This is a genomic window from Kitasatospora sp. MAA19 (assembly GCF_029894125.1).
Taxonomy (GTDB): Bacteria; Actinomycetota; Actinomycetes; order Streptomycetales; family Streptomycetaceae; genus Kitasatospora.
In genome coordinates, this window is the sequence record NZ_JARXYZ010000043.1 from 1 (window position 1) to 15,678 (window position 15,678).

Below are 15,678 nucleotides of genomic sequence, written 5' to 3' on the forward strand. Positions count from 1 at the left end.
CGCCTGGCTCCACACCTACAATCACCACCGCGGACACACCGCACTCGCAGGCCAACCACCCGCAAGCCGCATCCCCAACCTCACGGGACAGAACAGCTAGGGCCTCTCTTCCAACCCCCGCCTGCGTGGCGACGCCGGGGCACACTCCCGTTCCCCCACCGCGCCCGGTGGACAGCAGCGAGCCCGGGGGCCCACAGCGGCCCCCGGGCTCGAAGCTCGGACGATCAGCCCTCGCTGTGCTCGTGGTAGTTGAACCAGTGGGCGTGCGGGCCGAACAGGCCGACACCCGCCGAACCCGACTCCAGGCCCTGCCCGGAGGACGGCACCGGCGCGTGGCCGAACGCCATGGCCGAGGTCGGCACCGCCACCACGGCGGCACCCGTCACGGCCACGATCACCGCGAGCTTGCGGATCTTCCCACGAAGCGACATCTACTGTCCCCTAGTTCGTCTGTGGTCCTCAACCAGCGCCCCCGAACGGTCACTTCGACCGTCCGGCGGACGCAACGACGCCCCCACCGGGGAGGCGCCGGGCCAAGGTTTGCACACGAACACGCACCTTCCGCGGCGCGGCGCAACCGGGCTGAGGTATCCGGGTGACGGCACCCCTCGTCCGGGTGAACGCCTTCGGACACCCGGCCGCACTCCGCGCGGTCGGGTCGAACCGCCGCAGGACGAGTGCCCGTCCCGCCACCGTGGGACCGCAAGTCTTGCGGTGACATGCCAGGTCGGCTGAACAAATCCCATCGATTTGGTGCAAGGTACCGCCTGGTTTGAGCATGAACAGTCGCTCCACCGAGCGCGAGCAGGACCACGAAAGGCGCACCACCCTCATGCAGACCAGCCCGGCCGCACCCCGGCAGGCGACCCGCCCCAACCCGCCGGACACCCCGGAAACGGTCACCCCGGACGCCGCCACCCCGACACCCCGCCGGGGCGGACGCTTCGGCCTGCCGACCGCCACCGCCCTGGTGATGGCCAACATCATCGGCGGCGGCATCTTCATGATCCCCGCCGCGGTGGCCCCCTACGGGACGGTCAGCCTGGTCTCCTTCGCCGTCCTGACCGTGGGCGCGATCGCGCTCGCGCTCATCTTCGGGCAGCTCGCGCGCCGCAACCCGCGCACCGGCGGGCCCTACGTCTACGCCCGGGAGGCCTTCGGGGACTTCGCCGGATTCCTGTCGGCCTGGTCGTACTGGATCACCACCTGGGTCAGCAACGCCGCGCTCGCGGTCGCCGCCGTCGGCTACCTCGACGTGCTGCTGCCCGTCGGCCACTCCATCGGGCTCAGCATCGCCGCCGCGCTCACCTTCCAGTGGCTGCCCGCGCTGGCGAACCTGGCCGGCACCCGCTACGTCGGCGTCGTCCAACTCGTCTCCACCGTCCTCAAGTTCATCCCGCTGCTGCTGGTCGCGGTGGGCGGTCTCGGCTTCTTCGACGCGAAGAACCTCGGCCCCTTCGACGCCACCGGCCACGGCTGGGCCGGCGGGATGACGGCGGCCGCGGCGATCCTGCTGTTCAGCTACCTGGGCGTGGAGTCGGCCGCGATGAGCGCCGGCCAGGTCCGCGACCCGGAGCGCAACGTCGGGCGGGCCAGCGTGCTCGGCACGGCCGGCGCGGCGGTGGTCTACCTGCTGGGCACGCTCGCGGTCTTCGGCACCGTCGCCCACGAGCAGCTGATCCACTCCACCGCGCCGTTCTCGGACGCCGTGGACGCCATGTTCGGCGGCTCGTGGGGCGGCACGGCCATCGCCGTCGCCGCGCTCGTCTCGATGACCGGCGCGCTCAACGGCTGGACGCTGCTGGCCGCCCAGGCACCGTACGCGGCCGCGAAGGACGGACTGTTCCCGGCCGCCTTCGCCAAGGAGCGGCGAGGGGTCCCGGTGTTCGGCGTCGTGGCCAGTGTCGCGCTGGCCTCGGTGCTGACCGTCCTCAACTTCGCCACCGGCGCCAAGGGCGCCTTCGACATCCTGGTGCTGGTCACCACCTTCACCGCGACCGTCCCGTACCTGCTCTCCACCGCCGCCCAGCTGTACTGGCTGGTCCGCGGCGAGTCCGGCAAGGTGGCCGGCGGCCGGCTCGCCCGGGACGCGGCACTGGGCCTCGGCGCCTTCGGCTTCTCCCTCTGGCTGGTCGCCGGCGCGGGCTACGCGGCCGTCTACCAGGGCGTGCTGTTCCTGTTCGCCGGAATCCTGGTCTACGTCTGGATGGCCGCCCGCCGCCCGGCCTGACGCTCGCCGCTCGCCGCCCGACACCGCCCCGCTCCGCCAGCCCGCCCGCCCGCCCGGGGAAGCCGAGTGGATAGGCAGGCAACCTGCTAATATTTTTGACAGGTGGCCTGCCTATCTCCGCCGGGATCTCCCCAGCAGGCCCGCCTCCCGCAGAGGTCCCGGAGGAAGGAGCCGCACCGTGTCGACAGCCGGAGACACCAGCACCTCGCGGCAGGCGTCCGCGATCGGCACGCCCACCGGTGACGCCTTCGGCCCCCGCTTCACCGCTCCGCTCTACCTGGGGGTCGCGCTCAACCCGGTCAACAGCTCGCTCATCGCGACGGCGCTGGTCCCGCTCGCCGCCTCCCTGCACATCGCCGTCGGCGACACCGCGATCCTGATATCCAGCCTCTACCTCACCAGCGCGCTGGCCCAGCCAGCCTCCGGGCGGCTCGCCGAGGTGTTCGGGCCCCGCCGGGTCTTCCTCACCGGCATCGCGCTGGTCTTCGCGGCCGGCCTGGTGGGCTCGCTCGCCCACTCCCTGCCGGCGCTGATCGCCGCCCGGGTGCTGATCGGCGCGGGCACCTCGGCGGGCTACCCCGCAGCGATGCTGCTGATCCGCCGCCGCGCCCAGAACGCCGGGTACCGGACCCCGCCACGCCGGGTGCTCGGCGGCCTGGCCGTCACGGGATCGGCGACCGTGGCCGTCGGCCCGGCCATCGGCGGCCTGCTGGTCGGGTGGCTCGGCTGGCAGACCGCCTTCTGGATCAACATCCCGGTCGCGGCGGTGGCCCTCGCGCTGGCCCTGATCGGGATCGCCCCCGACCCCGACCCGGTCGGACCCCTCGCACCGCGCGCCCTGACCCGCCGCCTCGACCTGCCCGGCATGCTGGGGTTCGGCGCCATGCTCACCGCCGTGGTGGTCCTCCTCTCCTCGCTGCCGCACCCGAACTGGCCCGCGCTCGCCGCCGCCCTGGTGCTCGCCGCGGCCCTGGTCGGCTGGGAACTGCGCGCCGCCCACCCCTTCCTGGACGTCCGGCTGCTCGCCACCAACGGCGCCCTGACCCGCACCTACATCCGCAACGGCCTGACGCTGCTGGGCACGTACGTGATCCTGTACGGGCTCACCCAGTGGCTCGAAGCGGCCCGCGGACTGTCCGCCTACCAGGCAGGACTGGCGCTGCTGCCGATGGGCGTGCTGTCCGCGCTGACCGCCCGGGTGGTGTCGCGGCGGGCCGGCGTCCGGATGCCGCTGGTCGCCTGCGCGGTGCTGCTGCTGGTCGGCGCGGTGGCCGTGCTCTTCGTCGGCAGCGGCACCCCGATCGCCGCGGTCGTCGCCGCGAGCGCCGTGTTCGGCCTGACCTCCGGCGCCGGGTCGGTCGCCAACCAGACCGTCCTCTACCAGGAGGCCCCGGCCGCCACGGTCGGCACCGCGTCCGGGCTGCTGCGCACCTTCGGCTACCTCGGGTCGATCGCCTCCGCGGCGATCACCGGCGCCGCCTTCCACCAGCACGTGGACGACAGCAGCCTGCACCAGATCGCCTGGGCGCTGGTCCCGATCGCCGTCGTCGTCCTCGTCCTGACCGTCTGCGACCGCCGGTTGGCCACCGCCGACCGGCGGGACGCTGACTGACCTCGTCAACCGCCGCCCGGACCGGGACCGGCACCGATCCAGAGAGAGTTGCCCACCGACATGACCACCGACCAGACCACCGACAAGACCGCCGGCCGCACCGCCGCACCGGGCTTCACCGCCGCTGCCGCCGCTGCCGCCGCCATCGACCCGGCCCGCACCGCACTGCTGCTGATGGACTTCCAGCCCGCCGTACTGGCCGTCGTCCCCGACCCGGAGGGCCTGCTGGCCCGCGCGGGCGAGGCACTGGCCTGGGCCCGCGTCCACGGCGCCCAGGTCGTCTTCGTCCGGGTCGCGCTCACCGAGGCGGACGCCGCCGCGGTGCCCGCCCGCAACAAGACCTTCGCCCAGGCCGCCGCGGCCGGGTACCTCGCCGACGGCAGCCCTGCCACGGTGCCGCACGCCTCGCTGGAGATCCGGAAGGAGGACCTGTCCGTACGCAAGTTCCGGTTCAGTGCCTTCGCCAGCGACACCGATCTGCGGGCCGAGCTGCGCGCCCGGGGCGTGGACACCCTGGTCCTGGCCGGGCTCTCCACCAGCGGCGTGGTCCTGAGCACCCTCCGGGAGGCGGCCGACGCGGACTACCGGCTGTTCCTGCTGGCCGACGCCGTCGCCGACCCCGACCCCGAGGTGCACCGGGTGCTCGTCGAGAAGGTCTTCCCGCGCCAGGCCGAGATCGTCACCACCGCGGACCTCGACACGCTGACCTCTGCGGTCAGCACCGACTAACGGTCGGAGTCCGCCAGCCGGTTCATGATCTCCGCGGCGCGGTGGAGCGTCCTGCGCTCCTCGGCCCGGAGCGTGGCGCGCATGGCCTCCGACAGCCAGGCCTCGCGCGCCGCCGGGATGCGCTCGCACAGGACCCGGCCGACCCGGGTCGCGCTGACCAGGGTCTTGCGGCCGTCGTCGGGGTCCTTGGCGGTGGTGACCAGCCCGCCCTCGCGCAGCGCGGCCAGCGTCTCCGCCATCGACTGGCGCCGCACGTGCTCGGCCTGGGCGAGCTCGCTCGCGGTCGTCGGACCGTCCTGGACGATCCGGTGCAGGGTGGTCAGGTGCGACCAGTTCCAGGGCAGGTCGTCGATCGGGGCCTCGGTGCGCAGCCGCGCCCGCAGCCGGGTCATGGCCCGCATCAGCTCGACGGCGGTGGCCTCGGGCGAAACCGGTTCACTACTCACCGGGCCAGCATAGGACAGGGCCCACGCGCCCTGACCAGGGATGGAGCCGGGGCGGTGGCCTGCCGGGCCCGGGACGACGTCCTCCACGCCGCCGACGCCCTGACCATCCGTCGGCTGATCACCCGCCAGCCACACACCAGCGGAACCGCCAGACCAACACGTCCACACCACAACCGCGCCCCGACTCGTAGCGCGGCCGAGCCGGTGCCATCAGCCTGAGCAGTGGTCAGCGGTCCGTTCTTAAGGACCTCTTAGGAGTGCTCCGTATCACTGGGTCATGCACACCGGTACTCATACGTCATCCCTCGCGGGCCCGGCCCGCCGGCACGTTCCGCGCGCCGTCCTCGTCCTCGCCGTGTCCACCGCGCTGCTGTCCGCAACCGTGGCGAGCGCCACCGGCGGCCCCGCCTCGCAGGTGCGGATCCACGGCGGGCGCGTCGACGTGCCCGTACGCGGCGGCACCGCCAGCATCGACGCCGCCACGCTGCGGGCCGAGGCCCGGACCGAGGACGGGCAGGTGATCCTGCTCTCCGCGCCGGCCGCCCAGGGGCTGGGCAAGGCGAGCGACCCGGTCCGGACGGCGGACGGCGCCGGCTGGTCGTATCCGGAGAAGGGCCTGCGGGCCGAAGCGCGCGCCGATCACGGCCGGTTGCTGGTCACCCTCACCGCCACCGGCGGCGACACCTCGGTGCGGTGGCCGGTGACCGCCACCGATCCGGCCGCCGCCGCGATCCAGTTCCCGCGCGGCGAGGGGCTGTCCGTTCCCGTCGACGACCCGTTCTGGAACTCCTCCGACGGAGCGCTGGTCGGCGAGGAGCAGGAGCTGAGCTCGCAGCTGTCCATGCCGATCTGGGGCTACACGCTGCGCCCCGGCCGGGCCGGCGTCGGCTACATCGTCCCCACCGACATCGGCACGTCGCTGACGTTCGCCTCCCAGGACGGGCGGCTGCGGGCCACGGCCGAGCACGGGTTCGCCGCCGGGAACGGCACCGGCGCGTACACCGTGGCCTTCTCCCTGACCGACGGCTCCCCGGTGGCCCCGGCCGTGGACTACCGCAACTGGCTCGCGGAGCACGGGCAGCTCGGCAGTCTGAGCGAGAAGATCAAGCAGAACCCGCAGACCGCGAAGCTGCTCGGCGCCTTCCACGCCTACGCCTGGGGTGGCGCCCGCCGGCCCGCCTACCTCGACCGGCTCAAGGAACTGGGCGTCTCCCGGCTCTGGCTCGGCTACGACTCGGACGACTCCCCGATGACGGGCGAGGACGTCAAGGCCGCCGAGGCCGCCGGCTATCTGGTCGGGCCGTACGACTCCTTCGCCAACGGCCAGCAGAAGACGGACGATTCGTCCCCCAACACCGTCTGGCCGGACGACGTCTACCCCCGGTTCTGCGTACTCGGGGCCGACGGAACGCCGCAACCCGGCTTCCACAAGAAGGGCTGCTACCTCAGCTCGCAGGCGTTCGAGCAGGCCGAGCCGCAGCAGCACTACCTGGCCGACCGCACCCGCTCGCTGGTCGCCAACGGGGCCGACAGCTACTTCCTCGACGTGGACGCGGCGGGCGAGCTCTTCCGGGACTTCGACCCCGGCCACCCGATGACCATGGACGAGGACCGTGCCAACCGGCTCGCCCGGATGCGGCGCCTGACGGACGGCTCGTACGACGCGTCGACGCGCCGGACCGCCCCGCTGGTCCTGGGCTCGGAGTCCGCCGGCTCCTGGGCCAACAAGGTGCTGGCCTTCGACCACGGCTCGGGCACCCCGGTGGACGGGCGGCTGTGGGCGATGGAGAGCGGACACTTCGACAGCGGGCCGCAGGACCCCAAGGACGACGGCGCCTGGGGCGGCTACACCCCGGACCAGGCCGCCGCCACCTTCTTCAAGCCGGTGCGGACCACGGACTTCGAGCCCGGGCACCAGGCCCGGGTGGCCGCCGCCCTGAAGGCGATGTACGACCCGCGGTACCGGGTGCCGCTGTACGAGACGGCGCTGCACGGTTCGCTGGTCAACGTCGAACGCTGGGAGTTGCCCTTCGGCAAACTGCCGGAGCAGAAGACCACGCGCGCGCTGCTGGCGATGCTCTACAACACCCCGCTCAACTTCGTGCTCAGCGACAAGGACCCGCGCGACGGTCAGAACCTGCGGGAACTGGCCTCCCTGCAGCGGTACTTCGCCCCGCTGCACCAGGCGGCCGGCACCCGGCCGCTGACCTCCTTCCGCTGGCTGAGCGACGACCACCTGGTGCAGCGGACCGTCTTCGGCGACGGCACGCTGACCGTCACCGCCAACTTCGGCACCACGGTCCACGACGGCCTGCCGGGCGGCTGCGTGGACGCCACCCTGCGCGGGCGGCCGGGCACGCAGCGGCTCTGCCCGGGTGACGTGGTCTCCTGAACGGTTCCGACGGGCTGTCGGGCCGAGGGGTGGTGTGGGCCACGGGCGACCGCGCGGTCGCCCGTGGCCCGGGAGCCCCGGCCGGGCGGAGCTCATCGCGGACGGCACGGCCACGGATCCCGGCTTGGCCGTACCTCATGGTCCTGCCGGGCGTGGCTCGGCAGGACGCCGCCGTTCAGCAGCAGCCCCACTGCGGGGTGGGTGCGGTGGCCGGGCTCGCGAAGGCCCGGCCGGCGGGTGCGGGCGGGTGGACGGTCATCCCCGCCTTGATCGTCTCGACGACCTCGATGTCGCGGATCTCCTCCGGGTCGACGGTCAGCGGATCGGCGCTGAGGATCACCAGGTCCGCGAGCTTGCCGACCTCGATGCTGCCCTTGCGGTCCTGCTCGCCGTACTGGTGGGCGGCGTTGAGGGTGATCGCGCGGACCGCCTCCAGGGCCGACACCCGCTGCTCCGGCCCGAGGACGACCTCGTCGGTGCGGGTGCGCCGGGTCACCTGGCTGGACAGCACGGCGATCGAGTTCGGCAACGCCACCGGCGCGTCGTGGTGCGAGGTGTAGCGCAGGCCCCGGTCGAGCGCCCAGCGGGCGGGGGAGATGACGGCGGCCCGCTGCTCGCCGAGGACCGTCCTGCGGTACCAGTCGCCCCAGTAGTAGGTGTGCATGGAGAAGAAGGACGGCACGATCCCCAGCCGGGCGAACGCCTCGACCTGGTCCTCGCGGGCGGTCTGCGCGTGGATGGCCACGGTCGGCCGCCGGCTTGGCCCGGCCGCCTCGACCGCCCCGAGGAACTGGTCGATCGCCGCGTCGCCGTTGACGTGCGCCAGTACCTGCCAGCCCCGCTCGACCGCCGTGCCGACCTGCTTGGCCACCACCGCGTCGTCCGGCTCCGCCGGGTACCCGCAGTAGTCCTCGGGCTTCCCGGTCGGCGGCGTCAGGTACGGCTCGGTGAGCCACGCCGTGCGCCCCTGCGGCGAGCCGTCCAGGACCAGTTTCACCCCGGCCGCGCGGACGCCGTCCACGTACTCGTCGCTCACCCCGATCGGGTCGTCCAGTGCGGAGGACGTCGCCTCGCCGGCCTTCACGTACGCGACCACGTCGATCCCGAACGGCACGGCGGCGGCCGTGTCCCGCAGCGCCTTGAGGTTGGCGAGGGTGGTGCCGCCCTCCTGGACGGTGGTGAAGCCGAAGCTCGCCGCCGCGGCCGCGCCGGTGACGAACAGCATCAGCAGCTCCCGTTCCGGCAGCCCCGCGAGCGCCAGGTCCGAGGCCGGGGTGAACGCCTTCTCCTCCAGCACCCCGTCGGGCTCGCCGTACGCGGGTGGGACGGCGAGTTCGCGCCGTCGGATCACCCCGCCCTCGGGGTCGGGTGTGGCGGCCGAGTAGCCGAGCCGCTTCAGGCCGAGGCTGTTCACCGCGCCGAGGTGGAAGGACTGGTGGATGGCGAGCACCGGGCGGTCCGTGGACACCTCGTCGAGGTCCTCGCGGGTGGGGTGGCGGCCCTCGGCGAGCATCGCGTCGTCGTACCCGAACCCGACGATCCACTCGGAGTCCGTGCCCACCGGGCTCGCGGCCCAGGCCCGCAGCTTGTCCTTCAGCGAGCCGAGGTCGGTGACGTCGCCGTCCGGGGCGGCCAGCAGGTTGGCGATGACGGCCTGGAGGCCGATGCCGCCGAGGTGCCCGTGCGCGTCGACGAACCCGGGCAGGAGGGCGCGGCCCTCGAGGTCCCGCACGACGGTGTGCGGGCCGCCCCACTGGTCCAGCGCCTCCTGCCGGGGGCCGACGAAGACGATCGTGCCGTCCTTGACGGCCACGGCCTCGGGCCGGGCGTCGCCGTCGGCGCTCTCGGCGACGGTGACGATCGCGCCGCCGTGGAGGATGAGGTCGGCCTGCTGGGCCATGCGGGTCTCCCGTGGGTAGGGGGTTGACGCCCCGCTCCTACCCATCGTGATCGCGGTATCACCTCTTGTGGTCGACCTGTCGGCGCGGCGCCCCCGCATGCGCCGGCTGCGCCGCCGCGCCAGGCGGCGGTGCGGCCGGCCGTCGCCGGCCTGGACGCCGACCTGGTCGACCGCGTCCACGCCGTCGCCCTCGCCACCGCCACCGCCACCGCCTAATGGGACCGGCTACGGCCCATCTCCGGCGACAGCGACCAGGCCCAGGCCCAGGCCGTCAAGGTCATCGCCCGCGCCCACCAGACCGGTCGGCTGGTACCAGCTGCCCGGAGGCGTCGAACACGTCATCCCGCAGCACAGCACCCTGGCGGGGACGGTCGGCCGGATCCTCACGGACACCGCCCTCACCCCACCCGGCTGGACACCCCGGCCCTGACACCGAGGTCCCGGTCGCCCTACTGGCCGGGACCTCGATCAGAGGCCTTCTCGGCACGGGTACCACCACCGCTGGGCATCCGGCAGCGGGACCATCAGGATCCGTCGCCCTTGAAGCTCTGAAGTCGGGTACCCGACCGAGGATCCGAGCGGGCTCGCCGGATCAGGAGACGCGCTTCAGCTGCCAGGCGTTGTTGTTGAAGCTCGGGTTCGACCAGGCGACGCAGCTGCTGCTGTAGTACGAGCCGGTCTGGACCCAGCCCGCAGGCGGGTAGGTCGAGGAGCAGGCCTGGACCACGGTGCCGACGGGCAGTCCGGTGAGCTGCTTTATCTGCTTGATGTTCGGGCTGAAGCTCTGCGTGCCGCAGCTGCTGCTGTAACCCCAACTCACATCGACGTAGCCGGTCGGGGTGAGAACGCTTCCGCACGAGGTCGTGACGTCACCCGGGGCGGCCTGGGCGGGCGCGGCGGTCAGGGCGAACATCGCTGCGGCACCGGCGATGGCCATACAGGTGGTGCGAAGGCGAATCATGGATGGTGGCTCCTTCTGATCGCGGGTGGCCGGTCAGGCCGTGAAGCCATTCCTACGGCTTGATCACCGGTTTCGGATAGCGACTTTCAGGCCTAAAGATCAAGGCCATGAAGTCAAGGCTGCATGGTGGTCGACAAGGGTCCTTGATCTGTCATCGAATGCGAGATCACCATCGCCACCGCCACCGGACGCTCCAGCGGCGTCTGCCGCCTGGCCACCGCCCTCCTCGACCACCGCCGTCACCCCGCGTTCGAGCTGGTCAGGCCCCGCGAACCGTTCCGCCCGATCGAAGGTGATCGCCGAGCAGTCACGCGGACCCACGAAGAGGCAGAGTGCCTTGAGCGTGGCGAGGGGGCCGGCCGGCCTCATCAGGTCGGTCGACCACGGCGGTCGGGCTTCGAATGGAGGTGTCCCGGTTGTTGGCGGTGCCGCGCTGGCCCAGGCTGGGGCGTGGCGGGGCATCGACGCGATTGCGGAGGCGCGAGTGTTCGACAGGAGCTTCGCGTTCCCGGTCGGTCTACTGGAGCCGGCGGTCGGCGCTTCGGGTCGGGTCGCGGTGATCGGGGCGGGCGTGGCGGGCCTGGTCTGCGCGTACGAGCTTCAGCGCCGCGGCTGCGACGTCGTCCTGTTCGAGCGGTCGAACCGACCGGGTGGGAGAGTGCGTACGCATCACTTCTGGGACGGCACGCACGCGGACCTGGGAGCCATGCGCATCCCCTCCAACCACCACTGCGTCCTGCACTACGTGTCCGAGTTCGCCCTGGCGACCCGCCCCTTCGTCAACGTCAACCCGCTCGCCTACTACCACCTGCGCGGGCGCCGGGCCCGAGTGCGTGACGTGCGCGAACTGTTCACGGCGTTCTCCCTGCGCGCCGCCGAGCAGGAGGCCCCGGCCCGCATTCTCCACCGCCTCCTGGTGAGCGCCTGGCAGACGCTCACGGCGGGCCAGCAGCGGCGCCTGCTCGACGGCTGCTGGGACGATCCCGCACTCGAGCGGCTCGTCTCGGTGTCGCTGTGGCAGTTCGTCCGCGAGCACCTGTCGCAGGACGCCTGGGACCTGGTGGGCCATGCGAGCGGATTGGTCCACTACGAGCAGTCCTCCCTGATCGAGGTCCTGGTCGACTACTTCGGCTTGTTCCACGCCGGCCAGCTGGAGCTGGTCGACGGCATGGACGCCCTGGTGCGCGCCTTCGTCCACAAGCTGCTGCCGGGAACCCTGCGGCTGTCCACCCGCATCGACGAACTCGCGCTGACCGGCGACGGCGTGTTGGTCAAGGGGAAACGGCTGGACCACGTGCTGACCGAGCACGTCGACGTCGTCGTCTGCTGCGTCCCGGCGCCCGCGCTCGACCACGTCGCCTTCGTCCCGGGCCTGCCGCACGCCCAGCGCCACGCCATCCGCGGCATCAACTACGCCAGCAGCACCAAGACGCTCCTGCACCTCACCCGGCGCAGGTGGGAGCTGGACGACGGGATCTACGGCGGGGGCAGCTTCACGGACCTGCCGATCCAGCAGTGCTGGTACCCCTCCGACAACGCCCGCCTCCTTGAGGAGGCCCCGAACGGGGACGGCGCCGGCCGAGAGCGGTGGGTCGCCCGGGACCCCGGCAGGTCCCGGGAGCCCACGGTGCTCCTGGGGGCCTACCCGTGGGGAGCCAACGCGCGCAGGCTGGCCGCGCTGCCGGACGCCGACCGGGACCGGCTGGTGCTGGACTGCCTGGAACGGCTGCACCCCGGTATCCACGGCGACGTGGACGACATCGTGCACTGGAACTGGGACCAGCAGCTCGGCATGGGCGGCGCCTTCGCCCACCTCACGCCCGGCGAGCACACCCGCTACCTCACGGCGCTCGGCTCGCCCCACCCGGCCGGCGATCCCCGGATCTTCTTCGCCGGTGAACACCTGTCCGGTGCGCACGCGTGGTGCCAGGGCGCCATACAGTCGGCCTTGAACGCGGTGGGCCACGTACTCGAACGCGGGCGGCAGGCGCGGATCCCGGCCCGGGTGGAGTCCGAATGACCGGCACCGCCCGGGCCGGCGAACACCGGCCCGAGCCGTCCACGGCGACCGCCGGAGGGCTTGACCGCCACGCCCTCCGGTCGCTGCTCGCCCCGCCGGTCGGCGCGTGCGAGCGGGTCGGACTGGAGATCGAGAGCGGCCTGGTGGACCCGCGAACGGGCCTGGCCGCCCCCTACTCGGGCGAGCGGGGAGTGCGGGCGGTGCTGAAGGCGGTGCTCTCCCAGTGGGGCGGCCAGCCACTGGAGGACTCCGGCAACCTGACCGGCGTCCTCCTCGACGACGGTAGCCAGATCACGCTCGAACACGGTGGGCAGGTGGAGTACTCCTCCGCCCCGGCCATCGGCCTGGGAACAGCCGTCGACGAGATGCGAACCGCCATGGAGCGCCTTGCGGAACTCGCCGCCGACTTCGGCTGGGCCCTGCTGCCCGGAGCCGGCCTGCCCTTCGACGCCCCGGGCAGCATCGCCTGGGTGCCCATGCGCCGCGGCGCCCTCATGCGCGACTACTTCGCCCGCATCGGCGAGGCGGGCAGTCGGGCGCTGGAGATCATGTCGATGTCCCTGTGCACTCAGGTGCACCTGGACTACGTCTCGGTCGACGACTTCGCCCAGAAGCTGCGGATGCAGACGGTCGCGTCGCCGGTCATCGCCGCACTGCTCGTCAACTCGCCGCTCCAAGGCGGCCGGCCGAACCAACTGCTGTCCCACCGCTCCCATGCCTGGCTGCGGATGGATCCGCGTCGCTGCGGTGTCCTGCCGCCCGCCCTGCGGCCGGACGTGGACGCCGACGACGTCATCGACTGGGCCCTCGGGATCCCGATGATCTACTACCGCAGCGGGGACGGCCGGTTCCATCCGGCCCCCGACCGGCCGTTCGGCCTGCTCCTGGAGCGGGGCTTCGACGACGGCTCGGTCCCCTCGCTCGACCACTGGGCCTCGCACCTGTCGCAGATCTGGACGAACGTGCGGGTCCGCCGGACCCTGGAACTGCGCGAGGCGGACGGCCCGCCCTACCAGCACATCCCGGCCGTCCCCGCGCTGTGGGTGGGCCTCACCTACCACGAGCCCTCGCGAACGGCGGCCTGGGACCTGCTCAGGCGCTACACGCTGCGGGACCACCGCGCCGCGATGGCAAGACTCCCGAGCACCGGGCTGCACACCACGCTCGGTGGCGACCCCGTGCGCGAACTCGCCCACGAGCTGGTCCGGCTGGCCCGCGCGGGGCTGAGCGCACGGGTATCCGCGGGGCTGGAGCCCGCGAAGGTACTGGATTACCTCGACCCCCTCGACGAACTGCTCGACGGGGGAAGGACATTCGCCGAGCAGTGCCTGGACCGTTGGGACAAGGACCTGGCCCGCGACCCCGCCCGCTACGTCGCGGCCTTCCGGGTCTGAACCGCGTACCAGGCCGGAACCCGGCGACGCCCGGCCGCCTCGGCCGTCCCCCGTCATCGGCGCGGGAAGCTGAAGGCGTAGCCGTTGTCCTTGAGCCAGGGCAGGAGCCGTTCGAGCGCTTCGAGGGTCTGGGCCCGGTTCCCGCCGCCGTCGTGCAGCAGGACGGTGGGGCCGTTGCGGAGCTGCGCCTCGGCCGTCGCGACGATCTGGTCGGGGCCGGGGCGCTCGAAGTCGCGGGTGTCGACGTTCCAGCCGAGCGGGCGCATGCCGTGGGCCGCGGCGATCTGGCGGCTCTCGGGGGTGAACGCGCCGCCGGGGGCCCGGTAGTAGGGGACGGGGGCGCCACCGGTGGCGTCCTGGATCATCCGCAGGCCGTCGAGGATCTCCTGCTGCTGGTAGCCGACGTCCTTGTGGTCCATGGCGGTGTCGTGGCTGACGGTGTGGTCGCACAGGCGGTGGCCGGCGGCGACGACCTGCTTGGCGAGATCGGGGTGGGCCTGGGCGTTGGGGCCGAGCATGCAGAAGACGGCCCTGGCGCCGTTGCGGGCCAGGACGTCCAGGATCCTGGGCGTCCACTGGGGGTCGGGCCCGTCGTCGATGGTGAGGTTGACGGTCCGTCCCGGGTCCTCGGACTGGCGGGAGACGCTCATGTCGACGAGCGGCGCCGGGAGGTTCGGGTCCGGAGCGGTGGCGCTGGCCGGTGCGGCCGGGGAGCCGGCGAGCGCACCGAGCCCGTCGGGCGCCTTCAGCACGGTGCCGGCGGCGGCGAGCAGTGCCGCGGCCGCCGCGCCCGCCGTCACCACGCGCCGAGCGTCAGCACGGCACCTCGCCTCCCGTGGCCACTATTGCTCTCCAGACCTCATCCACGATCTGGCCGGTCCCTGTCTCCGGACGGCCCGCGGTGCGAAACCTGCAATTCCCTGGCAGTCAACTCTCTGACCTCCCTCGGCGACCCCGCCGGTATCGCAGCTACGGAGCAGCACTCTTCGTCGCAGGAGTCCTCGTCCGGGATGCCCCTCTCCCTGGAGGATGCTCCGAAGGAGACGCCGGTGTGGTGGCGGTGGTCGTAGGCTCGGGCAGCTGGGTGGGTGAGGGTGAGAGCGAGCAACTCGGCGACGGCGCCGCGGCGGGAGAGGAGACATCAGGGGTCGAGGTCGGTTGTACCGGCATCGACGTCGCCGGGTGCGAGCCGCCTCCGCCCCCGTTCGTCGAGGGGCCGAGGAGATTGCCCGCCACCTCGACCACGCCGCCGCAGGCGAGCAGCACCGCGGCCAGCACGGACAGCCCGGCGGAGGCCCGCAGCGCCCGGGGCGCCGTGGTACGCAGGTCGGTGTCCACGCTCAGTCCACGTATTCCTGGGCGACCTGGACGTACTCGAAGCCCTTGACGTCGGTGGCGATCTGCATCTGACCGGTTTGCGAGGAGGCGATCAGGGTGTTGAGCAGGCCGGTGATCGCCCCGCTCAGCGCCGACTCGGTGTCCGAACCGTCGGCGATGAACAGTGCCTTGGTCGCCACCTCCTTCAGCACGTCGCGCCTGGCGCCGCCGAAGCCGTAGGCGATCACGTGCGGGTGGCGCGGCCAGTTCCGGTCCACCAGCGTGCGGAAGGAGTCCCGCCACCTCGCGTCGGTCGGAGCGCCGTCGGTCAGGAAGAAGATCGCCGGCCGCAGCACGCTGTACTGCTGCGCCCGCAGGCTGCTGACGTCCTGTTCGATGCTCTGCCGCAACTGGTCGAAGGCCTTGCCGTACTCGGTGCCCCCGCCGCAGATCACTTCGGGCATGCTCGGGACCTGCTCCATGTCCGACATCGGGATCACCACGTGCACGTCGGTGGAGAAGGCGACCACGCTGACCCTGGCGAACTCCGAGACGCGCGGATTCGTCGCCAGGTTGTAGTGCAGACGCGAGAGGGTCGCGTTGAGCACTGCCTCGTGCGGTTTCATCGACGAGGAGGCGTCGATCACCACGTAGGTGGGCAGGCAGAGTGACATTGT

At 72.5% G+C, this 15,678-nt stretch carries 12 protein-coding genes; 6 read left to right on the forward strand and 6 right to left on the reverse strand.

All coding sequences use genetic code 11. The features are described 5' to 3' along the window. Nucleotides 1-224 precede the first annotated feature (224 nt). Nucleotides 225-431, reverse strand: coding sequence for a hypothetical protein (locus tag P3T27_RS36425; protein WP_280685603.1), 207 nt, complete (start codon nucleotides 429-431; stop codon nucleotides 225-227). Between the two features lie 341 nt (nucleotides 432-772). On the opposite strand from P3T27_RS36425, the gene P3T27_RS36430 reads away from it, so the two are divergent. The 3 genes from P3T27_RS36430 to P3T27_RS36440 all read left to right on the forward strand — a co-directional run bounded on the left by P3T27_RS36430 (nucleotide 773) and on the right by P3T27_RS36440 (nucleotide 4,571). Then, complete coding sequence (locus tag P3T27_RS36430; protein ID WP_280685604.1) at nucleotides 773-2,230, forward strand: amino acid permease; 1,458 nt, start codon at nucleotides 773-775, stop codon at nucleotides 2,228-2,230. Nucleotides 2,231-2,408: 178 nt separating this feature from the next. Then, nucleotides 2,409-3,842 (forward strand): MFS transporter, encoded by a 1,434-nt coding sequence (locus tag P3T27_RS36435; protein ID WP_280685605.1) that lies wholly within the window; start codon nucleotides 2,409-2,411, stop codon nucleotides 3,840-3,842. 60 nt (nucleotides 3,843-3,902) lie between these two features. Next, entirely contained in the window at nucleotides 3,903-4,571 is a 669-nt protein-coding gene (locus P3T27_RS36440; protein ID WP_280685606.1) for a cysteine hydrolase, read from the forward strand. On the opposite strand, the gene P3T27_RS36445 is transcribed toward P3T27_RS36440, so the two are convergent. Next, nucleotides 4,568-5,017, reverse strand: coding sequence for a MarR family transcriptional regulator (locus P3T27_RS36445; RefSeq protein WP_280685607.1), 450 nt, complete (start codon nucleotides 5,015-5,017; stop codon nucleotides 4,568-4,570). The genes P3T27_RS36440 and P3T27_RS36445 overlap by 4 nt on opposite strands. A gap of 277 nt (nucleotides 5,018-5,294) precedes the next feature. On the opposite strand from P3T27_RS36445, the gene P3T27_RS36450 reads away from it, so the two are divergent. Then, nucleotides 5,295-7,409, forward strand: coding sequence for a glycoside hydrolase (locus tag P3T27_RS36450; RefSeq protein WP_280685608.1), 2,115 nt, complete (start codon nucleotides 5,295-5,297; stop codon nucleotides 7,407-7,409). 175 nt (nucleotides 7,410-7,584) lie between these two features. Here the strand turns inward: P3T27_RS36450 and P3T27_RS36455 are convergent, their stop codons facing one another. Both P3T27_RS36455 and P3T27_RS36460 read right to left on the reverse strand, forming a co-directional pair. Continuing rightward, nucleotides 7,585-9,309: an amidohydrolase gene (locus P3T27_RS36455; protein ID WP_280685609.1), complete on the reverse strand. Its 1,725-nt coding sequence runs from the start codon at nucleotides 9,307-9,309 to the stop codon at nucleotides 7,585-7,587. Between the two features lie 592 nt (nucleotides 9,310-9,901). Next, complete coding sequence (locus tag P3T27_RS36460) at nucleotides 9,902-10,270, reverse strand: hypothetical protein (protein WP_280685610.1); 369 nt, start codon at nucleotides 10,268-10,270, stop codon at nucleotides 9,902-9,904. Between the two features lie 484 nt (nucleotides 10,271-10,754). Here P3T27_RS36460 and P3T27_RS36465 point away from each other — a divergent pair, with 484 nt between their 5' ends. Together P3T27_RS36465 and P3T27_RS36470 are read left to right on the forward strand one after the other, a co-directional pair. Then, complete coding sequence (locus P3T27_RS36465; protein WP_280685611.1) at nucleotides 10,755-12,290, forward strand: NAD(P)/FAD-dependent oxidoreductase; 1,536 nt, start codon at nucleotides 10,755-10,757, stop codon at nucleotides 12,288-12,290. Beyond that, a complete protein-coding gene (locus tag P3T27_RS36470) occupies nucleotides 12,287-13,684 on the forward strand; it encodes a glutamate-cysteine ligase family protein (protein ID WP_280685612.1) in 1,398 nt (465 codons plus the stop codon). The genes P3T27_RS36465 and P3T27_RS36470 overlap by 4 nt, the downstream gene beginning before the upstream one ends. Before the next feature lie 53 nt (nucleotides 13,685-13,737). On the opposite strand, the gene P3T27_RS36475 is transcribed toward P3T27_RS36470, so the two are convergent. Further along, nucleotides 13,738-14,487, reverse strand: coding sequence for a polysaccharide deacetylase family protein (locus P3T27_RS36475; RefSeq protein ID WP_280685613.1), 750 nt, complete (start codon nucleotides 14,485-14,487; stop codon nucleotides 13,738-13,740). Nucleotides 14,488-15,024: 537 nt separating this feature from the next. Continuing rightward, nucleotides 15,025-15,675, reverse strand: a complete 651-nt coding sequence (locus P3T27_RS36480; RefSeq protein WP_280685614.1) for a VWA domain-containing protein — start codon at nucleotides 15,673-15,675, stop codon at nucleotides 15,025-15,027. Between the last annotated feature and the right edge of the window lie 3 nt (nucleotides 15,676-15,678).